Here is a 22,084-nt window from a genome sequence, read left to right as displayed (position 1 = left end):
CTGTCGAACACCGGTCAGGCGCCCACCTCGACGCCGCGCCCACGCTCAGCCTAATCGCGCCGCGTCGCCCCGCCCGACCCCGTGTCCGGGCTCACGGCCCCCACGGCGCCGCCGCCCCGGCCGTCAGTCGATCCGCCGCGCGGCGCCCAACAGGCCGGTCTCGGTGTCCGTGCCCTGCGTCATGACGAACTTGCGGTCCCTCGGCGTGCACCACAGCGTCACCCCGTCACCCAGCGTCGGCAGCGACTCCACCGCCGCCCGCGGAAGGTGCATCAGGCGGCCGACCTGCCCCGCCTCGTCCGGCGACACCCGCTGCACCCCCACCAGCGAGGCGTTGCCCATCAGCCGGGGCGCCGCCGGGCTCAGGTACGGCAGCAGCGTCAGCACCGACTGCCAGGGCCCCGCCACCACCCGCCCGCGCGGCGGCCGCATCCCGCAGTCCCGGACCACCAGCACCGGGCTGCCGGCCGACGCGCCCTGCGGCGGCACCCGCCCCACATCGTGCAGGGTCACGCACTGCTGGCCGCCGCCAGCGGCCTGGGCCAGCCCCGACCAGGCCTGCCCGCGCCCGGTCTCCACCGCGACCCGGGCCCCCGTGGCCGCCGCGCGCAGCGCCAGTACCTGCGCCGTCCACAGGCCGCCGATCAGCGTGACCTCGTACGGCGTGGGCCGGTTGACGCCCAGCACCGCCGGACGGCCCTCGGCGTCCACGCCGATGACGACGCCGTCGTCGGCGACGGGCAGGGCCAGCGCGTCCAGGTCGGCCGCCGGGACCACGTGCCGTTCGCGGCGCGGCCCGATCAGCCCGAAACCGCCCCTCATCGTGCTCCTCCCAGTGGCAGCGAGGCCAGCAGGCCCGGTACCTGTTCGCGGTCCAGCCGGACGAGCCCGGTCCTGATGCCGCGCGCCGTCCGCTCCAGTTCGCGGCGGGCGGCCACCAGTTCCTCGTCGCTGCGCCCCGTCACCCGAACGTGCCCGGTCAGCGTCACGCCCTGCCGCTCGGCGGGGGCGATCGTCAGGCTGAAGTTCGTCGCGAGCGCGGGCAGTGACGTGAGCAGCGCCACGAACTGCGGCAGCGCCGCCGCGCCCGCCCCGCCCAACTGCGGCCAGCGGCCTATCCAGTACGTCGTGTGCCGCCGGTCGTCGCAGCGCCACGTGCGCGCCGTCTCCTCCGTGCGGCGGCCCGTGCCCGAGGACCGGCCGGCCTGGGTGATCGCCATCGGATTCGCGCAGGAGGACGTGGCCAGCGCGCCCGTCAGCTCCTGCTCGGTCAGCACCACCGCCCGGAACCCGGCGCCGGTCAGCCGGCTCGCCAGCTGGTCCGCGATCCGCACCAGGCACCGCTGCGCGCCGCCCAGTCCGCCGCCGCGCGCCGTGACCGCCTCCGGGCACAGCTCCGGGTCGAGCTTGAGCGCGATCCACGTCAGCCGTACCGCCGGCGCGCCCGTACTGGCCTGGAGCGGGGCGTAGTTGCGGGTGGCCATCGCCTGGGGCGGCAGGTGCGGGGCGGGCGCCGGCTGCGTGTGCTGCACCAACTGGGCGCTCTCCAGCCGGATCCCGTCGACTTCGAGGACGTCCCGGACGAGCCCCAGCGGCAGCGGGCGCGTCCCCCGGTCGGGCCGCAGGGCGGTGGCGTCCATGTCCACCTGGACGACGGCCGTCAGGAACGTGCCGTCGCCGACCATGCCGACCGGCCGGCGGTCACGGTCGCTGAACGTCAGCGTCCGCAGGGCGGGTTCGGCCTCGACCAGCGGAGCCAGCCCCGGCTCGACGCCGGCCGGTACGGAGCGTGCCGCGGCCCGGCGGCGCCGCGTGCGCAGGGCGAGCGCGCCCCCGATCCACTCGGGCAGGGAGCGCTGGTGCCGGCGTACGAGCGCGAGCGGCACCAGGACCAGCGCCAGTACCCCGGCGGGCACCAGCAGCAGCGGTTCCACCACCCAGGCCACCAGCAGGGCGGCGGCCGCGATCTGGAGGAGCACCAGCTGTTGCAGCCGGAACGGCCCGAACCGGCCCGGGGTGGACCGCGGATGCGGTGTGACCCCGGTGCGCGCCGGTGTGGCCGGTGCCGCCGGGGCCGTTCGTGGCTGCGTCGCGGTGGCCGTCACTCGCGCACCTCCCCATCCCGGGGGCGGGCCCCGTACGCTGCGGCGCGGCGGGTCGCCGCCGCCCTCTCGAAGTCTGCCGGATCCGCCCCGAAGAGCCCTGACCGCGCCGGTCCGCAGGCCGCGCGGCGGCCGACCGAGCCTACCCGGGCCGTGCATACCGTCCGTCAAGAGGCATAGTAGGTCCCCGGTCCGATCATCGAGGCCCGGGGCACGGGAGTCCGCCGGGCCGTGCGGCGAGAAGCAGGCGGTCATGGCATCACGGCGTGATGAACTCAACGCGTACACCTTCGCGAAGCGGCGCACGGTGGCAGCGTTCCTCCAGCCCTCCGCCACCGGTACCGAGGAAGGCGCGCCCCGCCCGCTGCGCGCCGTGGTCCCCGGCCTGGTGGTCGGCGCCCTCGTGGTCGCGGGCTTCGGCGCCTGGGGGATGTTCAAACCGCAGGCGCCCAAGGGCTGGGACGAGCCCGGCACGCAGGTCATCGTCGGCAAGCAGTCGACCACCCGGTACGTGGTCCTGACCACGAAGGTCAACGGCAAGGACCAGACCAGGCTGCACCCCGTGCTGAACCTGGCGTCCGCCCGACTGCTGCTGGATCCCGCGAAGTTCAAGGTCGTCCAGATCGACGACAAGATCCTTGACGCGGGCAAGCCGCCGCGGGGCCCGATCATAGGCATCCCCTACGCCCCCGACCGGCTGCCCGCCCCGGCCGACGCGGGCAAGGCCAAGCGCTGGGCCGTCTGCCAGCAGCCCGGCGGCAACGGCAAGGGCGTCCAGACCGCCGCGTTCGTCCTCGCCGACCGGGAGGCGCGTCTGATGGACGACGGCCGCAAGACCACCGAGACGCAGGTGCTGTACGTGCAGAACACCGGCGGCGCCAAGGAGCGCTACCTGGTCGACGCGGCCGGCACCAAGTACCGGTTCCCCGAGGGCAACGCCGACGCGGCGACGATCACGACGGCCCTGGTCGGCACCGGCGCCACTCCCCAGCCGGTCACCGAACAGTGGCTCGCCACCCTCACCCCCGGCGACGACCTGGCCTTCCCGCAACTGCCCGGCAGGGCGGGCGAGAAGGCCGCCGTGCAGGGTCTGGGCACCGCCGACAGCAAGGTCGGCATGGTGCTGACCGCCCAGACCGGTTCCGGCACCCAGTACTACGTCGTCCTGCCCGACCGGGTCGCACCCGTCTCGGAGTTCGTGGCCTGGCTGCTGATCTCGGCGCCCGCGGCCGACGGCCTCGACATGCACGGCAAGGCCCACGAGGTGGACCTGCAGTCCCTCAACCCGGACGCCACCCCGTTCAAGAACGACGCCAAGTGGCCCCAGCGCAGGGTCTCCCAGGTCAACCGGGTGACCGCCGCCCCCGGCCCGGCGTCCGGCGCCGCCCTGCGCGACACGGTCTGCGCGGTGCTGCGCTCCGTCGACGGCCAGGGCAACCCCACGCTGAGCACCTGGGCGGGCACCGGCTTCCCCGTCGACATCACCGCCGGCGGTACCGGCGCGTACGTCACCCCGGGCTCGGGCCTGCTCTACACCCAGGTCCAGGGCCGCCAGACCACGGCCGGCGGCTCCACGTTCCTGGTCACCGACACGGGTCTGCGGTACGCCGTCCAGGCCAACGGCGACAGTGACGCGGAGCAGTCCGGGATCGGCGCCGGCGGCCCCAAGCAGCCGGGCGCGGGCGACGGCCGGCCCGAGGCGAGCCAGGCGCAGATCCGGCTGGGCTACGGCGGGGTCACCCCGGCCATGGTGCCCATCGCCTGGTCGGAGTTCCTCTCCAAGGGGCCGCGCCTGGACACCAACTCCGCCCGTCAGCCGCAGGGTTCGTGAGGATGCCGCCGATGCCACAGCAACCGTCCGGGCGCCGCGCCACGGCCGTGCGGAGCCTGCTCCTGAGCTCAGTCCTGGCCCTCGTCGCGGCGTGCGGTACGGGCCCCGCCGCCCCGGGGTCCCCGGGCGCGCTGTCCCTCGCCGGCGGGGGCGAGTGCACCTTCCCGATGAAGCAGCAGATCGCCGACCGGCCCTGGGCCCTGCAACGGCTGCTCCTGGACGCCCTGTGGGCCCGCACCCGCGGCAAGGGCGTCCGCGTCGCGGTGATCGACACCGGCGTGGACCGGGTCAACCCGCAGCTCGGCGGCGCCCTCGACACCGGCGCGGGCAAGGACTTCGTCGACCCCAAGGGCGGTGACGGCACCAACGACACCGTGGGTCACGGCACCAGGGTCGCCGGCCTGATCGCCGCCCGACCCCAGGCCGGCACCGGCTTCGTGGGTCTCGCCCCGGAAGCCACCGTCATCCCGATCCGGCAGAACGACGGGCAGGGCAACGGCAACGCCGCCACCCTCGCCCAGGCGATCGACCACGCGGTGTCCAAGGGCGCCCAGGTCATCAACATCTCCCAGGACACCGACGTCCCGCTGAGCGCGGACTCCGACCTCGCCAAGGCGGTCCAGCGGGCCATCGAAGCGAAGGTCGTGGTCGTCGCCTCCGCCGGCAACGACGGCCTCACCGGGCAGAAGCGCAAGACCTACCCGGCGGCCTTCCCCGGGGTCCTCGCCGTCGCCGCCTCCGACCGCAACAACGAGCGGGCCGCCTTCTCCCAGCCCGGCGACTTCATCGGCGTCGCGGCCCCCGGCGTCGACATGGTCTCCACCGTCCCCGGCTTCGGCCAGTGCCTGGACAACGGCACGAGCTTCTCCGCCCCCTACGTCGCCGGAGTCGCCGCCCTGCTGCGGGCCGCGCACCCGGACTGGAGCGTGCAGCAGATCGTCTGGCAGATCGAGAACACCGCCGAACGCTCCGTGAACGGCCACGACGACTACGTCGGCTGGGGCGTGGTCGACCCGGTACGGGCCCTCACCCAGGACGGCGAAGCCCCCAAGGCCCCCGTCCCGGACCCGGGCCCGCCGCCCGCGGCCGCGCCCCAAGCGGCCGGGCTGCACCTCACCGAGACCGTGCAGGAGCGGGAGGAGCGGTTCGGTACGTACGCCCTGGGAACCGCCGTCGTACTCATCGCCGTCATCGCGGGTACCGCCACCGTCATGCGCGACGCCCGCAGGCGCCGACGCCCCGTGCGGTGACCGCCTACCGGTTCACCGGCGCTACGCAGTACCGGTGTTGGGGCCCCGCGGTGAACTGGCTAGAGTGACGGCAGGCTTCACGACTGTGATCGGGGGATGGCGTGGAGCGGAGGGGGATTTCCGTGGGCGCGTGCTCGTTTCCGCGCCGGGAACACCCGCTCCGCCACGCAGTCCGCCGGTTCGGCCGGCGAATTGAGAAGTGAGGAGCTTCGGATGACGAGCAATTTCGGACTTGCGGACGATCCGGTCGTCAAGGCGGCCAACAGGATCTCCGAGACGGCCGAGGCCGTGTCGCGGCAGTCGCGTGAACTGGCCGACATCATCGCGACGGTGAGCGCGGGCTGGACCGGCGTGGGCGCCGGAGGCTTCGTCAAGGCGCAGGAGGACATCAACACCGACCACGACAAGATCCGCCGGCTGCTCGGCGTCCTGCACCACGCGGTGTCGGAGACGAAGAACCTGAGCAACGCCCAGGACGAGGACGTGCGTCAGGCTTTCGCCGCCGCCAACAAGTCCGGCCTCAACAACCTCTGATCAAGGCCCCGTTGCCCACAACGCCCCAGCGCGAAGGAGTAGACCATGTCCGGTAACGACGGCCACACCAAGGTCAGGTACGAAAGCGTCCAGCAGATGGCGGACCGCATCCGCGTGGTGTCGCAGAACATCCTCAAGGACCTGGACGAGATGGACACCGCCGTCAAGGTCGTCACGGACACCTGGGACGGTGAGGCGCACCGCGAGTACGTCGCCCTCCAGAAGAAGTACAAGGCCGCCGCCGACCACATGCACAAGCAGCTGGAGACCGTCGCCCAGCTCATCGAGCGCGGCAAGGGCGACTACCACGCCACGGACATCAAGGCCTCGCGCCTGTTCACCGAGGCCTACTGAGTCCCCCGCCACACCCCGAAGGGGCGCGCCCGCACCGGGCGCGCCCCTTCGCGCGTTCCGAGCCGTCCCGAACCGGGTCAGCGCAGGTCGAACTCGCCGTCCCGGGCGCCGAGCACGAACGCCTCCCACTCGGCCGCCGTGTACCGCAGCACGGTCTCCCGGTCCAGCGACGACCGCATCGCCACCGCCCCGTCGGGCAGCTTCGCGATCTCCACGCGCTCCTCGTCGGGGCTGGTCCCGGGCGGGCCCTCCCACTCGACGCCGCTGATGTCGAGCGCGTACAGCTCGTCCTTCTCCTGCTGGGACCCCATGGCGCGGCCTTCCCTTCGTGCGACTGCGGTGCAGCGTTCTGCCCCGATTATCGGTGCCGGGGCGGCGCAGTGGGCGACGTTCGCGCTTCTCACGCCCCCTGGACGGGCAGCCGCCCGATCTGGACCAGTGACGTACCGCGCCTGCGCGAGACGGAGTAGCCCCGCCCCGGAGGCAGCGGACGCGGCCTGACGTTGCCCAGCAGGTCCCCTTCGGACGGGTCGCCGGAGAGCACCACGCCCTGCGCCCCCAGCTCCTTGATCCGCTGCATGAACGGCTCGTACAGCGCCCGCGAGGCACCGGCGGAATTGCGCGCGATGATGAAGCGCACGCCCGTGTCCCGGGCGAAGGGCAGGAACTCCACCAGCTGCGTGAGCGGATTGCCCTGGCTGGTGGCCACGAGGTCGTAGTCGTCGATGATGATGAAGACGTCGGGGCCCGTCCACCAGCTGCGGTCGCGCAGCTGCTGCGGGGTGACGTCGTCCGGCGGCTGCCTGCGGGAGAACACCCCGCCCAGCGCCTCCATGTGCATCTGCAGCGAGTTCGCCATCGGCGCGTACTCCAGGAGGTGCTCCTCCGGCAGCGCCCCGAGCAGACTGCGCCGGTAGTCGCCGACGACCAGCTTGGCCTGGTCGGGGCTGTACCGCTCGGCGATCCGCTGCGCGATGAGCCGCAGCAGGTTCGTCTTGCCCGACTCGCTCTCGCCGAAGACCAGGAAGAACGGGTCGGTCTCGAAGTCGATGAACACCGGCTCCAGGTCCGTCTCGTCCACACCGATCGAGATCCCCTGCCCCGGGAACTCGCCGCCCTTGGGCAGCTGGTCCGCGTGCAGCAGCCTCGGCAGCAGCCGCACCCCCGGGGCCGAGGGCCCCGCCCAGGTCTCCTTGACCGCCGCCACGAACGCGGCCGTGCCCTCCGAGAGGTCCTCCGCGCTGTGCGACCCGTCGATGCGCGGCAGCGCGCCCAGGAAGTGCAGCTTCTCCGGCACCTGACCGCGGCCCGGCATCCCCGTCGGGACGTTCGCGGCGACCCTGCGGTCGAACTCGGAGTCCATGACGTCACCGAGCCGCAGCTCCAGCCGGCTCAGGATCTGGTCCTTGAGCGCGGCCCGGACCTCCATGTACCGCGCTGCCGTGACCACCACGTGGATGCCGTATCCCAGACCCCGGGACGCGATGTCCGTGACGACCTGCTCCAGGCCCTCGTACTCGCCCCGGAAACCGCCCCAGCCGTCGACCACGAGGAACACGTCGCCCCACGCCTCGCCCGGCAGCTCCCCGGCCGCGCGCCGGCGCCGGTAGGTGCCGATCGAGTCGATGCCGTTGGCGCGGAAGAATTCCTCGCGGCGGTTCAGCACCCCCGCCACCTCCGCGACCGTACGCCGCACCCGTTCCGGGTCCAGCCGTGAGGCGATCCCGCCCACGTGCGGCAGGTCCGCGACCGACGAGAGGGAGCCGCCGCCGAAGTCCAGCCCGTAGAACTGCACCTCTGCGGGGGTGTGCGTCAGCGCGAACGAGGAGATCAGCGTCCGCATCAGCGTCGACTTGCCCGACTGCGGGCCGCCGACCACCATCATGTGGCCCGCCGCCCCCGAGAAGTCCCGGTACAGCACCTCGCGCCGCTGCTCGAACGGCTTGTCGATGAGGCCGAGCGGTACGACGAGGCCGCCGGGCCGCGTGTACCCCTGCGCGTGCAGGCCCCTCGTCCCGCTGGGCGCCAGCGCCGGCAGCAACTGGTCCAGCGGCGGCGCCTGGTCGAGCGGCGGCAGCCACACCTGGTGCGCCGGCACGCCCTGCCCCTCCAGCCGGCCCACGATCACGTCCAGCACCGTGTCCGCGAGCGCGTCGTCGCCCCGCGTCTCCTGCGCCGCGAGGTACGCCGGGTCCGGAGCCGCGTACACCACCGGCACCGGCGCCGCCGTGAACAGCGCGGGCCGCCGCTCCACCGGGAACGGCCCCACCGCCAGGTCCGGGCCGCCCGAGCGGTAGGTGCCCGAGACGTACGCCGCCTTGAAGCGGGTCATCTCGTCGGTGCCGAACTTCAAGTACCCCGAACCCGGGACCGACGGCAGGTGGTACGCGTCCGGCACGCCGATCGCCGTCCGGGACTCCGCCGCCGAGAACGTCCGCAGACCGATCCGGTACGACAGGTACGTGTCCAGGCCGCGCAGCTTGCCCTCCTCCAGCCGCTGCGAGGCCAGCAGCAGGTGCACGCCCAGCGAACGGCCGATCCGGCCGATCTGGATGAACATGTCGATGAAGTCCGGCTTCGCCGTCAGCAGCTCGCTGAACTCGTCGATGACCAGCACCAGCGAGGCCAGCGGCTCCAGCGGGGCACCCGCCGCGCGCGCCTTCTCGTAGTCGTGGATGTTCGCGTAGTTGCCCGCCGAGCGCAGCAGCTCCTGGCGGCGCTGCAACTCGCCGCGGATCGAGTCGCCCATGCGGTCCACGAGCGTCAGGTCGTCCGCCAGGTTGGTGATCACGGCCGCCACGTGCGGCAGTTGCCCCATGCCCGTGAACGTCGCACCGCCCTTGAAGTCGGCGAGGACGAAGTTCAGCGTCTCCGAGGTGTGCGTGACCGCCAGCCCCAGCACCAGCGTGCGCAGCAGCTCCGACTTGCCCGAACCCGTCGCGCCCACGCACAGGCCGTGCGGGCCCATGCCCTCCTGCGCGGCCTCCTTGAGGTCCAGCATGACCGGCGTGCCGTCCTCGCCGACGCCGATCGGCACGCGCAGCCGCTCGCCGGCCGACCGCGGCCGCCAGGTGCGCGACACGTCGACCTGCGCCGCGTCGCCCAGGTTCAGCAGGTCCGTGAAGTCCAGGTTCGCCAGCAGCGGCTCGTCGTCGTCACCGCCACCGGTCCGCAGCGGCGCCAACTGCCGTGCCAGGGCCTCCGCCGCCGGCAGCGACAGCGTGTCCGGGACCCCCTCGTACGCGACGCCCGAGCCCGACTCCAGCCGCAGCCGGCCCGGCCGCACGACGACCGAGAGCCCGCCCCGCTGCTCGTCGAGCTCGCCCGCAACCACCTCGACGATGGTTACGCCCTGCAAGCCCTCGACGGCCGCGAACACCGAGTCCGGGGGCACCATCCCGCCATCGAGCACGACCACCAGGTGCGGCTGGTCCAGCACCGGCGAAACGTCCCGGCTGAACCGCGGCCGCCCCTCCAGCCGGGACCCCAGCAGCCCCTCCAGCTCGCCCAGGTCGTCCCCGAACAGCCGCTTGGTGCCCGCCCCGTCGACCTGCCCGGGCAGCTGCGTGTGCGGCAGCCACTTCGTCCAGTCCCACGAGGGCACCGCGCCCGGCGCCGCCACCACCGCGACCATCAGGTCCTCGGGGGAGTGCAGCGTCGCCAGCTGTGCCACCAGCGCCCGCGCCGTACCGCGCGCCGACTCCGGCTCCCCGGACACCGTCACGTGGTAGAACGCCCGGATCGACACCGCCACCGGCAGCCCGTCCAGTGAGGAGTGCACCTTGAGGAAGCGCTGCATCGCCCCGGCCGTCAACGGCTCCAGTTCCTCCACCGGAGCGGTGTCCGGAGCCACCAGCGCAGTCGCCAGGCGCTGTGCGCCAAGCCCCAGCCGGGCCTGCCCGAAGTCCTCGTCGCCGACCCGCCGCTCCCACAGCCGCGAGCCCTCCGCCACCACCGACCACAACTGGTCCGGGGCCGGGTGCAGGTACAGCTGCGCGTCGCGCTGCGCCCGCGCGGTCCGTCGCACCTGACGCCGTGTCTGCGCAAGGTACTTGAGGTAGTCACGGCGCACGTCCGCCATCTGCCCCTGCGTACCGCGCCGGTAACGCACCAGCTGGGCGATCACCATGCCCACCGTGGACACCAGCATCAGCACACCCATGATGCGCATGAACGGGGCCGCACCCGGCATGAAGAAGAAGACGACCGAAGAGCCCATGCCGAGCATCGGCAGGAGCTGCATCAGCATGCCCTCCTGCTGCCCCCGCGGGAGTTCCGGCGGAGCCTCCAGCCTCACCTCGTCCGACGGCACCTCCGGGGGCAGCGACCTGGGCGGGCGTTTCACGACGATCTGGCTCACCGGAGCATCAATCCCTCGAAAACAGACGGACGTCCCAACCGGCGCCCTCAACTCCCCGGCCTGGCCGGGGGAGGTGATCCTACTTGCCTACAGTCCGTCATAAGCCCGGTAGGGTGGCCCGCGCGGTCTGCGCATCCGCGGATCCGCCCCCCGCACCTGCGGGCGCCGGAACGGCAAACAGGGGAGCACACAGGTGAGTACGGCCGAGGCGACCGGCTTCTGCAGGGTCACCGTCGTGGCACCGGACAGCCGTATCGACGTAGCCCTCCCCGAGGACATCGCCGTCGCGGACGTCTACCCGGAACTCCTGCGCCTGACCGGCCAGACCCAGCCCGTCGGCGCCCCCACCGGCTTCCACCTCGTACGCCGCTCCGGCACCGTCCTCGACGGCGCCCGCACCCTCGCCGCCCAGCAGGTGCTCGACGGCGAGGTGCTCAGCCTGCGCCCCTTCGCCGAGTCCCTGCCGCCGGCCGTCTTCGACGACGTCTCCGACGCCGTCGCGTCCGCCGTCGTCCGCGACCGGCACCGCTGGAGCGACGACATGCTGCGCGGCGCGGGCCTGGCCGGCTCCGCGGTCCTGCTCGTCCTGCTCGGCTTCGTCCTCTGGTACGCCGACCCGGTCCGCCACGACACCCACGGCCTGCCCGGCGTCATCGCCGCCGCCGTCGCCGTCCTGCTCACCGCCGCGGCCGGCGTCCGCGCCCGCGTCTACCGCGACGGCGGCTCCGCCATCGCCCTCGGCCTCGCCGCGCTCCCGCACCTGCTGATCGCCGGCTCCGGCATCGTCGCCCCCGCCGCGGGCCACGGACCGGGCCGCCTGCAGTTCCTGCTCGGCTGCGTCTGCGCCCTCGTCGCCTCCGTCGCGCTGGTCGCCCTCACCCCGCACGGCGACGCCCCCTTCGTCGCGGCCACCTTCCTCGCCGCCACCGGGACCCTCGCCACCTTCGCGGCCATCGCCACCGCAGGCTCCGCGACGGCCACCGCCGCCGTCTGCGCGCCCGTCGCGATATGCCTCGTCGCCTTCCTGCCCGGCCTCTCCGCCCGCTTCGCCCGCCTGCCCATCGGCTACGCCGCCCCGCAGAGCTCGACCAGCGACTACGAGCTGCCCGACGGTCACGACACCACCCCGTACGGTGACCCCGCGGACCCGGCCGGCGACGGCCGCTCCGACCAGGGCGCCTCCCTCGACGCTGAAGCCATCGCCGCCCAGGCCCGGCGCGGCCACGAAATGCTGCTGGGCCTGGCGGGCGGCTGCGCCGCCGTCGTCGTCGCCTCCGCCGCCGTCCTCGGCTTCTCCGACAACACCTGGGGCCGGCTGCTGGCCCTCGCCACCGGCCTCGCGATGCTGCTGCGCGCCAGGCTCTTCCGCTACACCTCCCAGGTCGTGTGCGCCCTGGTGGCCGGGTTCGGCGCGATCGCCCTGCTCGTCCTGGGCCTGGCCCTGCACCCGCCGGCCGACCTGCTCGCGGAGCTCGTCAAGTACCACGACCGCAGCGGGCTGGACCTGCGCACGATCTGGCTCTCCGCCGCCGTCGCCGCAGGCGCGGCCCTCCTCGCCGGAATTGCGCTTGTCATCCCCCGCAAGGGCCTGTCACCCTTCTGGGGACGGCTGCTCGACCTCACCGAGGCGGCGGTACTGCTCAGCCTGGTCCCGCTGACCCTGGCCGTGCTCGACGTCTACTCCCGGGCCCGCTCCCTCACCAGCTGAGACGGTCCCGGCCCGGCAGCCTGGTACGCTGTGTGACGGCCGTTTGTGTACGCGCCCCCGGAGATCCTCTGGAGGCTGCGCTCAGCGGACCCCGCCTCCCGAGTTACGGAAGATCCCCAGAGAATTCGACCTGGGGCACTCGGTGGCTACGAAGACCTAAACGAGGAGTACGCGTGCCGCTCGACGCCGCTACGAAGAAGCAGATCATCGCAGAGTTTGGTGCCAAGGAGGGCGACACCGGCTCCCCCGAGGTCCAGGTCGCCATGCTCTCGAAGCGCATCTCGGACCTGACCGAGCACCTCAAGACCCACAAGCACGACCACCACTCCCGTCGTGGTCTGCTGATCCTGGTCGGCCAGCGTCGCCGCCTGCTGCAGTACCTGGCCAAGAAGGACATCCAGCGCTTCCGTACGCTGGTCGAGCGCCTCGGCATCCGCCGCGGTGCGGCCGGCGCCAAGTAAAGACGCTGTGAAGGGAGCGGTTCCCACACTGAGTGGGCCGCTCCCTTTGCTGTACGTGCGAGACGTACCGGACGCTTTGTAGTCTGGTCGCAGGTGCACAACTGAAGAGGAGGAGCGCCCTCCCTACGCCGCCGGTCCTCGGTAGTGGCATCCGGAAAGCCCCGGAAGGCTACGAACCGGGTGCTTCGATCGAAGACCGGCCCGCACGCCAGGAGCGCTTCTCCGCAACCGTCCACCACCACACGGGTGGCGGACGGAGACGACGAAAATGGAGAAAACGCTAGTGGAGAACGAGACCCACTACGCCGAGGCCGTCATTGACAACGGTTCCTTCGGCACCCGCACCATCCGCTTCGAGACGGGCCGTCTGGCCCGCCAGGCCGCCGGCTCCGCCGTTGCCTACCTGGACGACGACACGATGGTGCTTTCCGCGACCACCGCGTCGAAGAAGCCCAAGGACCAGCTCGACTTCTTCCCCCTGACGGTGGACGTCGAGGAGCGCCAGTACGCGGCCGGCAAGATCCCCGGTTCCTTCTTCCGCCGCGAGGGCCGCCCCTCCGAGGACGCGATCCTCACCTGCCGCCTGATCGACCGCCCGCTGCGCCCGTCCTTCAAGAAGGGCCTGCGCAACGAGATCCAGGTCGTCGCCACGATCATGGCGCTCAACCCCGACCACCTGTACGACGTCGTGGCGATCAACGCCGCCTCGGCGTCCACCCAGCTGGCCGGTCTGCCCTTCTCCGGCCCGATCGGCGGCGTCCGCGTCGCGCTGATCCGCGGTCAGTGGGTCGCGTTCCCGACGCACACCGAGCTCGAGGACGCCGTCTTCGACATGGTCGTCGCCGGTCGCACCCTCGAGGACGGCGACGTCGCGATCATGATGGTCGAGGCCGAGGCCACCGAGAAGACCATCGCCCTCGTCAAGGGCGGCGCCGAGGCGCCGACCGAGGAGATCGTGGCCGCCGGCCTCGAAGCCGCGAAGCCGTTCATCAAGGTCCTGTGCAAGGCGCAGGCCGACCTCGCCGCCAAGGCCGCCAAGCCCGAGGGCGAGTTCCCGGTCTTCCTGGACTACCAGGACGACGTGTACGAGGCCCTCGCGGCCGCCGTCAAGGGCGACCTCTCCCAGGCGCTGACCATCGCGGGCAAGCAGGACCGCGAGGCCGAGCTGGACCGCGTCAAGGACATCGCCGCCGAGAAGCTCCTCCCGGCCTTCGAGGGCCGCGAGAAGGAGATCTCCGCCGCCTACCGCAGCCTGACCAAGGCCCTGGTGCGCGAGCGCGTCATCAAGGACAAGGTCCGCATCGACGGCCGCGGGATCACGGACATCCGTACCCTCGCCGCCGAGGTCGAGGCCATCCCGCGCGTGCACGGCTCGGCGCTGTTCGAGCGTGGCGAGACCCAGATCCTGGGCGTCACCACCCTCAACATGCTCCGCATGGAGCAGCAGCTGGACACCCTCTCCCCGGTGACCCGCAAGCGCTACATGCACAACTACAACTTCCCGCCGTACTCGGTCGGCGAGACCGGCCGCGTGGGTTCCCCCAAGCGCCGCGAGATCGGCCACGGCGCGCTCGCCGAGCGCGCGATCGTGCCGGTCCTGCCGACGCGCGAGGAGTTCCCCTACGCGATCCGCCAGGTGTCCGAGGCCCTCGGCTCCAACGGTTCGACGTCCATGGGCTCGGTCTGCGCCTCCACCATGTCGCTGCTGAACGCCGGTGTGCCGCTCAAGGCCCCCGTCGCCGGTATCGCCATGGGTCTGATCTCCCAGGAGATCGACGGCAAGACCCACTACGTCGCCCTCACCGACATCCTCGGTGCGGAGGACGCGTTCGGCGACATGGACTTCAAGGTCGCCGGCACCAAGGAGTTCGTCACCGCGCTCCAGCTGGACACCAAGCTCGACGGCATCCCGGCCTCCGTCCTGGCCGCCGCCCTCAAGCAGGCCCGCGACGCCCGCCTCCACATCCTCGACGTGATGATGGAAGCGATCGACACGCCGGACGAGATGTCCCCCAACGCCCCGCGGATCATCACCGTCAAGATCCCCGTGGACAAGATCGGCGAGGTCATCGGCCCGAAGGGCAAGATGATCAACCAGATCCAGGAGGACACCGGCGCCGAGATCACGATCGAGGACGACGGCACCATCTACATCGGTGCCGCCGACGGCCCGGCCGCCGAGGCCGCCCGCGCCACGATCAACCAGATCGCCAACCCGACCATGCCGGAGGTTGGCGAGCGCTACCTGGGTACGGTCGTCAAGACCACCACCTTCGGTGCCTTCGTCTCCCTCATGCCCGGCAAGGACGGTCTGCTGCACATCTCGCAGATCCGCAAGCTCGCCGGTGGCAAGCGCGTGGAGAACGTCGAGGACGTGCTCGCGGTCGGCACCAAGGTGCAGGTCGAGATCGCCGAGATCGACTCCCGTGGCAAGCTCTCCCTCGTCCCCGTGATCGAGGGCGAAGACGCTGCCGACGCCGAGAAGGACGACTCCGACAAGTGACGTCGCGTAGTTCCCGTGTGACGGCCCGCCCCTCTTCCGAGGGGCGGGCCGTCGCCCGTACCCAAACCCTGCTCAAGGGGCAGAACGGCATCGGCACCGTCCGCCGTACCGTCCTGCCCGGCGGTCTGCGCATCGTCACCGAGACCCTGCCCTCCGTCCGCTCGGCCACCTTCGGCATCTGGGCGAACGTCGGCTCCCGTGACGAGACGCCCACCCTCGGCGGCACCACGCACTACCTGGAGCACCTCCTCTTCAAGGGCACCGACAAGCGCAGCGCCCTCGACATCTCCTCCGCGATCGACGCGGTCGGCGGAGAGATGAACGCCTTCACGGCGAAGGAGTACACCTGCTACTACGCACGGGTGCTCGACACCGACCTGCCGCTGGCCATCGACGTGGTCTGCGACATGCTCACCGGCTCGCTGATCCGCGAGGAGGACGTCGACGCCGAACGCGGAGTCATCCTCGAAGAGATCGCGATGACCGAGGACGACCCCGGCGACTGCGTACACGACCTGTTCGCGCAGACCATGTACGGCGACACCCCCCTCGGCCGGCCCGTCCTCGGCACCGTGGACACCATCAACGCCCTGGGCGCCGACCGGATCCGCCGCTTCTACAAGAAGCACTACGACCCGACCCGCCTGGTCGTGGCCGCCGCCGGCAACGTCGACCACAACAAGGTCGTCCGCCAGGTCCGCGCGGCCTTCGAGAAGGCCGGGGCGCTCACCCGCACCGACGCCGAACCGGTCGGCCCGCGCGCCGGCAGCAAGCGCATCCGCACCGCCGGCCGCGTCGACATGGTCAGCCGCAAGACCGAGCAGGCCCACGTGGTCCTCGGCATGCCCGGCCTGGCCCGCACCGACGACCGGCGCTGGGCGCTCGGCGTGCTGAACACCGCCCTCGGCGGCGGCATGTCCTCGCGGCTCTTCCAGGAGGTCCGCGAGAAGCGGGGCCTGGCCTACAGCGTGTACTCGTACACCTCCGGCTTCGCCGACACCGGTCTCTTCGGCGTCTACGCGGGCTGCCGGCCCAGCCAGGTCCACGACGTGCTGCGCATCTGCCGCGACGAGCTCGACAAGGTCGCCTCGGACGGACTCACGGACGAGGAGATCAGGCGGGCCGTCGGCCAGCTCTCGGGCTCCACCGTCCTCGGCCTGGAGGACACCGGTGCGATCATGAACCGCATCGGCAAGAGCGAGCTGTGCTGGGGCGACCAGATGTCGGTCGACGAGATGCTGGGCCGCATCGCCGCCGTCACCCCCGACGAGGTCCGCGCGGTCGCCCGGGACGTACTGGCCCAGCGGCCGTCCCTCGCGGTGATCGGGCCGCTCAAGGAGAAGCAGGCCGCCCGCCTCGACGAAGCGGTCGCCTAGTCCCGTGGGCACGTCTGAACGTGCGCACGTACGCACCTAAGGAAGCGAACATGAGCAAGCTGCGCGTGGCGGTCCTCGGCGCCCGGGGCCGCATCGGCTCCGAGGCGGTCAAGGCCGTCGAGGCCGCCGACGACATGGAACTGGTCGCCGCCCTCGGCCGCGGCGACAAGCTGGAGACGCTGGCCGACGCCGGCGCCCAGGTCGCCGTCGAGCTGACCACCCCCGACTCGGTGATGGGGAACCTCGACTTCCTCGTCGGCCACGGCATCCACGCGGTGGTCGGCACCACCGGCTGGACCGAGGACCGCCTCACCCAGCTGGACACCTGGCTGGCCGGCTCGCCGGGGACCGGGGTGCTCATCGCCCCGAACTTCTCCATCGGCGCCGTCCTCACCATGAAGTTCGCCGCCCAGGCCGCCCGCTACTTCGAGTCCGTCGAGGTCGTCGAGCTGCACCACCCGAACAAGGTCGACGCCCCCTCCGGGACCGCGACCCGTACGGCGCAGCTCATCGCGGCCGCCCGCGCCGAGGCGGGCCTCGGTGCCCAGCCGGACGCCACCGCCACCGCCCTCGACGGGGCCCGCGGCGCCGACGTGGACGGCGTCCCCGTGCACGCCATCCGCCTGCGCGGCCTGCTGGCCCACCAGGAGGTGCTGCTCGGCGGGGAGGGCGAGACCCTGACCATCCGTCACGACTCCCTGCACCACCGCAGCTTCATGCCGGGCATCCTGCTCGGTGCGCGCCGCGTGACGCAGACCCCGGGCCTCACCTTCGGCCTGGAACACTTCCTCGACCTCGGCTGATGAGCAGGCAGTAGTACCCATGCGCGCGAAGATCACGTACTTCATCACGGCCGCCGTCCTGGTCGTCTACTTCGTCCTGGTCGGCAGCCGGGGCCTGATGCTGATCCGGCAGGGCACCTGGCTGACCGTCGCCTTCGGGGTGGCGGTCCTGGTGCTGCCCGTCATCGGGATCTGGTTCCTCTGGATGAACACCCGCTTCGTCACCAAGGCCAACCAGCTCGCCGCCGAGCTGGAGGCCGAGGGCGCCCTGCCCGTGGACGAGCTGGAGCGGGACCAGTACGGCCGGATCCTGCGGGACTCCGCCGACGAGGTCTTCGCGCGCCGCAAGGCCGAGACCGAGGACGCACCGGGCGACTGGCGCAGCTGGTTCCGCCTCGCCGTCGCCTACCACGACGCCCGTGACACCCCGCGGGCCCGCAAGGCCATGCAGCGGGCGATCGCCCTGCACGACGCGGAGCGCGTACCCGCCTGAGCCGCTCCCGTACGGACCCCGGCGGGCCGCCCCGCACGGGACGGCCCGCCGCGTCACCTCAGGCCGGGACGGCCCGGTATTCGTCGGCCCAGGCCCCGACCACGTCGGCGGCCCGCTCGAAGGCCTCCCCGCGCGTGAGGAAGTCGGCGTCGTGGTCGGTCAGCAGCACCGGCAGCGACGCGCCGTCCTGACCGGAGACCGTCAACGCCTGCCCCTGTACGGTCCTCGGCAGCCCCAGCAGGCGCACCGGCTGCTGCACCGTACGGATCCGGTCGACGGCGCTCCACGGGATCGACCGCGTCCGGAAGAACGCCACGTGGCGCAGACCCCTACGGCTCACCCACACGCCCGTCAGCAGCAGGCGCAGCGTCGCGCCCAGCACCGCGAGCGCGGCGGCCAGGCACACGAGCGCGCCGCCCCACGCCCCCGCGAAGGCGATGATCATCGTGGCCAGCAGCATGAAGGCGGTCAGCAGGAGCAGCAGCGCGGCGATCGCCACCCGCCAGGGGCCGGGCCGGTAGGGCCGGCGCCAGCGGTCGTGGTCTTCGTGGGGGAGGGCTTCGTCCTCGTGCTCGTCGGCGTCGGTCACGCCGTCGGCCGTCAAGAAGGGCAGGGGCACGGCTGTACCTCACTCACATGCACGTTCGGTTGGGCTGTGCCCGTGAGGCTACCGCCCCTCGGAGGCCTCCGACTGCTGTGACTTCTCGGGTGCCTTGTGCGGCTGCAGTGCCGGCATGCCGAAGAGCAGCGAGCCGACGAGCCCGGCCACCACGGTCAGTCCGACCAGCGTACGGGCGGCGAGCTGAGTCTTGCTCAGACTCTCGCGCGGCGGCGGAGTGACGTTACTGCGGAATCGGTCGGCCTCGGCGACGAAGGTGAACGGGACGGGTTCGCGCCGGAGGAACATGGAAGCGACTCTCCTTGTGGTCGGGGCCCGGGGGGCCGTGGGCGGTCCTGCCGGTCCTTTGCGGACCTACCGGACCTTCTGGTCCTTCTCCCAGTAGGACGCGCGAACGCCCCGATAGGTGCCGGATTCCGTGACATCCGTCCGTTTCCCCGGCGCCCCGTCGGCTCCCCGGGCGCCGTACGTCCCCCCTCGGGCCTGCGAAGGGACCCTCGCCGGGCGCCGTAGAGTAGGCGCGCCCCAGGTGTGACACGTTTGGAAGGACCCCAGTGAGCGATACGGCCGCCACCGACCTGAAACCCAGCTTCCGCAGTGATGTGACGGTGGAGCTGGTGAAGCACTCCGCCGCCGACTCCGACGTGCTGTGGGCCGCCCGCGTCTCCACGGCCGGCGAGCAGTCGCTGGAGGAGCTGCAGAAGGACCCGGAGCGCTCGAAGGGTCTGATCAACTACCTGATGCGCGACCGCCACGGCAGCCCCTTCGAGCACAACTCGATGACGTTCTTCATCAGCGCGCCGATCTTCGTGTTCCGCGAGTTCATGCGCCACCGCGTCGGCTGGTCGTACAACGAGGAATCGGGCCGCTACAGGGAGCTCGAGCCCGTCTTCTACGTCCCCGACAGCGACCGCAAGCTCGTCCAGGAGGGCCGCCCCGGCAAGTACGTGTTCGTCGAGGGCACCGGGGCGCAGCAGGAACTGACCGGCCGCGTCATGGAGGACTCGTACCGCCGGGCCTACGAGGCGTACCAGGAGATGCTGGCGGCGGGCGTGGCCCGCGAGGTTGCCCGTTCGGTCCTGCCGGTCGGTCTTTTCTCCTCGATGTACGCCACCTGCAACGCGCGCTCGCTCATGCACTTCCTCGGCCTGCGCACGCAGCACGAGCTGGCGACCACCCCGTCCTTCCCGCAGCGGGAGATCGAGATGGTCGGCGAGAAGATGGAACGGCACTGGGCGGGGCTCATGCCCCTCACCTACGCCGCCTTCAACGCGAACGGTCGCGTCGCCCCGTAGGGCGGGTCGACGGCGCGTCGCGCACGGATGTCCGAAAGCAAGTCCCAAGTGTCCGTATTGCGGCGTTTCGGAAAGTTCATCTAGGCTGATCAAACGGACCCGGCACTGCTTGAACCCCCGAGCAGGCAGTGCCGGGCTCCAACAACCCGGGCCACACCGGCAGCCACTCGCCGTCGTCACACTCCGCAGTCATATGGGGGACCCGTACCCTGTTGACGTCCCCCGAGGGGACACCATGAGGGTGGCAGCGAGTAGCGTGTTACCCATGGCTCCGATCTCGACTCCGCAGACCCCCTTCGGGCGGGTCCTCACCGCCATGATCACGCCGTTCACGGCGGATGGCGCACTCGACCTCGACGGCGCGCAGCGACTCGCCGCCCACCTGGTGGACGCAGGCAACGACGGCCTGATCGTCAACGGCACCACCGGTGAGTCGCCGACCACCACCGACGCGGAGAAAAACGACCTCGTACGAGCCGTACTCGAAGCGGTCGGGGACCGCGCCCACGTGGTCGCGGGCATCGGCACCAACGACACCCGCCACACCCTGGAGCTCGCACGCCAGGCCGAGCGCACCGGCGCCCACGGCCTGCTCGCGGTCACCCCGTACTACAGCAAGCCGCCGCAGGAGGGCCTCTACCGGCACTTCACGGCGATCGCGGACGCCACCGAGCTGCCGGTCATGCTCTACGACATCCCCGGCCGCAGCGGCGTCCCGATCAACACCGAAACCCTCGTACGGCTGGCCGAGCACCCCCGTATCGTTGCCAACAAGGACGCCAAGGGCGACCTGGGGCGCGCCAGCTGGGCCATCGCACAGAGCGGCCTGGCCTGGTACTCCGGCGACGACATGCTGAACCTGCCGCTCCTGTCGGTCGGCGCGGTCGGCTTCGTCTCCGTCGTCAGCCACGTGGTCACCCCCGAGCTGCGCGCGCTGCTCGAAGCCCACCTGGGCGGCGACGTCCAGAAGGCCGCCGAGATCCACCAGAAGCTGCTCCCCGTGTTCACCGGCATGTTCCGCACCCAGGGTGTGATCACCACCAAGGGCGCGCTGAACCTCCAGGGCCTGCCCGCAGGCCCGCTGCGGCTCCCGCTCGTCGAGCTGACCGCCGAAGAGACGGCGCAGCTCAAGATCGATCTTGCCGCCGGCGGGGTACAGCTCTGACAACAGACTTCACAACTGAACAAGCACAACTGAACAAGCTTGACCACACCAGACAAGAGCAAGTGCACGAATGACATGCGCGCCACGTGCCTTCCGAGGTACGTGGCGTGCGTGGTGAGGAGAGACTTTTGAGCCATCCGCATCCTGAACTCGGCCCGCCCCCGAAGCTCCCCAAGGGCGGCCTCCGGGTCACCCCCCTGGGCGGTCTCGGTGAGATCGGCCGCAACATGACCGTCTTCGAGTTCGACGGCCGCCTCCTGATCGTCGACTGCGGCGTCCTCTTCCCCGAAGAGGAACAGCCCGGCATCGACCTGATCCTTCCGGACTTCTCGTCCATCAGGGACCGGCTCGACGACATCGAGGGCATCGTCCTCACGCACGGCCACGAGGACCACATCGGCGCCGTCCCCTACCTCCTGCGGGAGAAGCCGGACATCCCGCTGATCGGCTCCAAGCTGACGCTGGCCCTCATCGAGGCGAAGCTCCAGGAGCACCGGATCCGCCCCTACACCCTTGAGGTGAAGGAAGGCGAACGGGAGGCCCTCGGCCCCTTCGACTGCGAGTTCATCGCGGTCAACCACTCCATCCCGGACGCCTTGGCCGTGGCCATCCGGACCCCCGCCGGCCTGGTCGTGGCCACCGGCGACTTCAAGATGGACCAGCTGCCGCTGGACAGCCGCCTCACCGACCTCCACGCCTTCGCGCGGCTGAGCGAGGAAGGCATCGACCTCCTGCTCTCCGACTCGACGAACGCCGAGGTCCCGGGCTTCGTGCCGCCGGAGCGGGAGATCTCCAACGTCCTGCGCACGGTCTTCGCCAATGCCCACAACCGGATCATCGTGGCCAGCTTCGCCAGCCACGTGCACCGCATCCAGCAGATCCTCGACGCCGCCCACGAGTACGGCCGCCGGGTCGCCTTCGTCGGCCGCTCGATGGTCCGCAACATGGGCATCGCGCGTGACCTGGGCTACCTCCGGGTCCCGGCCGGCCTCGTCGTGGACGTGAAGACCCTCGACGACCTGCCGGCCCACGAGGTCGTCCTGGTCTGCACCGGCTCCCAGGGCGAGCCGATGGCCGCCCTGTCCCGGATGGCCAACCGCGACCACCAGATCCGGATCGTCCCCGGTGACACCGTGATCCTGGCGTCGTCCCTGATCCCGGGCAACGAGAACGCGGTCTACCGCGTGATCAACGGCCTGACCCGCTGGGGCGCCAACGTCGTGCACAAGGGCAACGCCAAGGTGCACGTCT

19 protein-coding genes (1 of these 19 running past the window's edge) are annotated in these 22,084 nt (G+C 71.6%); 13 read left to right on the top strand and 6 right to left on the bottom strand.

Translation table 11 applies throughout. The features are described from left to right. Positions 1–123 precede the first annotated feature (123 nt). Together OG861_RS08920 and eccE are read right to left on the bottom strand one after the other, a co-directional pair. Positions 124–822: a hypothetical protein gene (locus OG861_RS08920; RefSeq protein ID WP_329198798.1), complete on the bottom strand. Its 699-nt coding sequence runs from the start codon at positions 820–822 to the stop codon at positions 124–126. Next, positions 819–2,105, bottom strand: a complete 1,287-nt coding sequence (eccE, locus tag OG861_RS08915; protein WP_329198800.1) for a type VII secretion protein EccE — start codon at positions 2,103–2,105, stop codon at positions 819–821. Before eccE ends, OG861_RS08920 begins: the two co-directional genes overlap by 4 nt. A gap of 250 nt (positions 2,106–2,355) precedes the next feature. On the opposite strand from eccE, the gene eccB reads away from it, so the two are divergent. The 4 genes from eccB to OG861_RS08895 all read left to right on the top strand — a co-directional run bounded on the left by eccB (position 2,356) and on the right by OG861_RS08895 (position 6,071). After that, the gene (gene eccB / locus OG861_RS08910) at positions 2,356–3,933 is read left to right on the top strand and encodes a type VII secretion protein EccB (protein WP_329198802.1); all 1,578 of its coding nucleotides are present in this window, start codon (positions 2,356–2,358) and stop codon (positions 3,931–3,933) included. Between the two features lie 11 nt (positions 3,934–3,944). Beyond that, positions 3,945–5,183 carry a type VII secretion-associated serine protease mycosin gene (gene mycP, locus OG861_RS08905; protein WP_329198804.1) on the top strand — a complete coding sequence of 413 codons (1,239 nt, stop codon included), beginning with the start codon at positions 3,945–3,947 and terminating at the stop codon, positions 5,181–5,183. A 213-nt stretch (positions 5,184–5,396) separates the two neighbouring features. Next, positions 5,397–5,717 carry a WXG100 family type VII secretion target gene (locus OG861_RS08900; protein ID WP_329198806.1) on the top strand — a complete coding sequence of 107 codons (321 nt, stop codon included), beginning with the start codon at positions 5,397–5,399 and terminating at the stop codon, positions 5,715–5,717. 45 nt (positions 5,718–5,762) lie between these two features. Next, on the top strand, positions 5,763–6,071 hold the full coding sequence (locus OG861_RS08895) for a WXG100 family type VII secretion target (RefSeq protein WP_329198808.1): 309 nt from the start codon (positions 5,763–5,765) through the stop codon (positions 6,069–6,071). A gap of 77 nt (positions 6,072–6,148) precedes the next feature. On the opposite strand, the gene OG861_RS08890 is transcribed toward OG861_RS08895, so the two are convergent. Further along, a complete protein-coding gene (locus OG861_RS08890) occupies positions 6,149–6,382 on the bottom strand; it encodes a DUF397 domain-containing protein (protein WP_329198811.1) in 234 nt (77 codons plus the stop codon). A gap of 89 nt (positions 6,383–6,471) precedes the next feature. Continuing rightward, on the bottom strand, positions 6,472–10,431 hold the full coding sequence (gene eccCa, locus OG861_RS08885; RefSeq protein WP_329198812.1) for a type VII secretion protein EccCa: 3,960 nt from the start codon (positions 10,429–10,431) through the stop codon (positions 6,472–6,474). A gap of 193 nt (positions 10,432–10,624) precedes the next feature. Between eccCa and eccD the strand changes: the two genes are divergently transcribed. From eccD to OG861_RS08855, 6 genes are all read left to right on the top strand, one after another. Next, entirely contained in the window at positions 10,625–12,139 is a 1,515-nt protein-coding gene (gene eccD / locus OG861_RS08880; protein WP_329198813.1) for a type VII secretion integral membrane protein EccD, read from the top strand. A gap of 173 nt (positions 12,140–12,312) precedes the next feature. Then, positions 12,313–12,600, top strand: coding sequence for a 30S ribosomal protein S15 (gene rpsO, locus OG861_RS08875; RefSeq protein WP_136213493.1), 288 nt, complete (start codon positions 12,313–12,315; stop codon positions 12,598–12,600). 283 nt (positions 12,601–12,883) lie between these two features. Next, positions 12,884–15,103, top strand: coding sequence for a polyribonucleotide nucleotidyltransferase (locus OG861_RS08870; protein WP_329202491.1), 2,220 nt, complete (start codon positions 12,884–12,886; stop codon positions 15,101–15,103). Then, a complete protein-coding gene (locus OG861_RS08865; protein ID WP_329198815.1) occupies positions 15,100–16,479 on the top strand; it encodes a M16 family metallopeptidase in 1,380 nt (459 codons plus the stop codon). Before OG861_RS08870 ends, OG861_RS08865 begins: the two co-directional genes overlap by 4 nt. A gap of 50 nt (positions 16,480–16,529) precedes the next feature. Beyond that, a complete protein-coding gene (dapB, locus tag OG861_RS08860; protein ID WP_329198817.1) occupies positions 16,530–17,282 on the top strand; it encodes a 4-hydroxy-tetrahydrodipicolinate reductase in 753 nt (250 codons plus the stop codon). Between the two features lie 19 nt (positions 17,283–17,301). Beyond that, a complete protein-coding gene (locus OG861_RS08855; RefSeq protein WP_329198819.1) occupies positions 17,302–17,754 on the top strand; it encodes a hypothetical protein in 453 nt (150 codons plus the stop codon). Positions 17,755–17,812: 58 nt separating this feature from the next. On the opposite strand, the gene OG861_RS08850 is transcribed toward OG861_RS08855, so the two are convergent. After that, positions 17,813–18,373: a PH domain-containing protein gene (locus tag OG861_RS08850; RefSeq protein WP_329198821.1), complete on the bottom strand. Its 561-nt coding sequence runs from the start codon at positions 18,371–18,373 to the stop codon at positions 17,813–17,815. Positions 18,374–18,421: 48 nt separating this feature from the next. After that, on the bottom strand, positions 18,422–18,661 hold the full coding sequence (locus OG861_RS08845) for a hypothetical protein (protein WP_329198823.1): 240 nt from the start codon (positions 18,659–18,661) through the stop codon (positions 18,422–18,424). Between the two features lie 266 nt (positions 18,662–18,927). Between OG861_RS08845 and thyX the strand changes: the two genes are divergently transcribed. The 3 genes from thyX to OG861_RS08830 form a co-directional block, all read left to right on the top strand. Further along, entirely contained in the window at positions 18,928–19,668 is a 741-nt protein-coding gene (gene thyX, locus OG861_RS08840; protein ID WP_329198824.1) for an FAD-dependent thymidylate synthase, read from the top strand. A 265-nt stretch (positions 19,669–19,933) separates the two neighbouring features. After that, the gene (dapA, locus tag OG861_RS08835) at positions 19,934–20,833 is read left to right on the top strand and encodes a 4-hydroxy-tetrahydrodipicolinate synthase (protein WP_329198825.1); all 900 of its coding nucleotides are present in this window, start codon (positions 19,934–19,936) and stop codon (positions 20,831–20,833) included. A 128-nt stretch (positions 20,834–20,961) separates the two neighbouring features. Beyond that, a protein-coding gene (locus OG861_RS08830) for a ribonuclease J (RefSeq protein ID WP_329198827.1) crosses the window boundary here: on the top strand, positions 20,962–22,084 show its 5' portion. 563 nt of this gene lie beyond the right edge of the window; 1,123 of the gene's 1,686 nt are visible here — the first part of the coding sequence; the start codon lies at positions 20,962–20,964; its stop codon lies off the right edge, out of view.

The organism is Streptomyces sp. NBC_00539 (genome assembly GCF_036346105.1).
Taxonomy (GTDB): domain Bacteria; phylum Actinomycetota; class Actinomycetes; order Streptomycetales; family Streptomycetaceae; genus Streptomyces.
Note: the sequence above shows the minus strand (reverse complement) of the source record. Positions and strands in the feature narration are given on the sequence as shown.

Excerpts from the sequence above, each read along its gene's own strand:
- OG861_RS08920 (WP_329198798.1), bottom strand. The coding sequence starts at position 822 with ATGAGGGGCGGTTTCGGGCTGATCGGGCCGCGCCGCGAACGGCACGTG.
- eccB (WP_329198802.1), top strand. The coding sequence starts at position 2,356 with ATGGCATCACGGCGTGATGAACTCAACGCGTACACCTTCGCGAAGCGG.
- mycP (WP_329198804.1), top strand. The coding sequence starts at position 3,945 with ATGCCACAGCAACCGTCCGGGCGCCGCGCCACGGCCGTGCGGAGCCTG.
- OG861_RS08900 (WP_329198806.1), top strand. The coding sequence starts at position 5,397 with ATGACGAGCAATTTCGGACTTGCGGACGATCCGGTCGTCAAGGCGGCC.
- OG861_RS08895 (WP_329198808.1), top strand. The coding sequence starts at position 5,763 with ATGTCCGGTAACGACGGCCACACCAAGGTCAGGTACGAAAGCGTCCAG.
- OG861_RS08890 (WP_329198811.1), bottom strand. The coding sequence starts at position 6,382 with ATGGGGTCCCAGCAGGAGAAGGACGAGCTGTACGCGCTCGACATCAGC.
- dapB (WP_329198817.1), top strand. The coding sequence starts at position 16,530 with ATGAGCAAGCTGCGCGTGGCGGTCCTCGGCGCCCGGGGCCGCATCGGC.
- OG861_RS08855 (WP_329198819.1), top strand. The coding sequence starts at position 17,302 with ATGCGCGCGAAGATCACGTACTTCATCACGGCCGCCGTCCTGGTCGTC.
- OG861_RS08845 (WP_329198823.1), bottom strand. The coding sequence starts at position 18,661 with ATGTTCCTCCGGCGCGAACCCGTCCCGTTCACCTTCGTCGCCGAGGCC.
- dapA (WP_329198825.1), top strand. The coding sequence starts at position 19,934 with ATGGCTCCGATCTCGACTCCGCAGACCCCCTTCGGGCGGGTCCTCACC.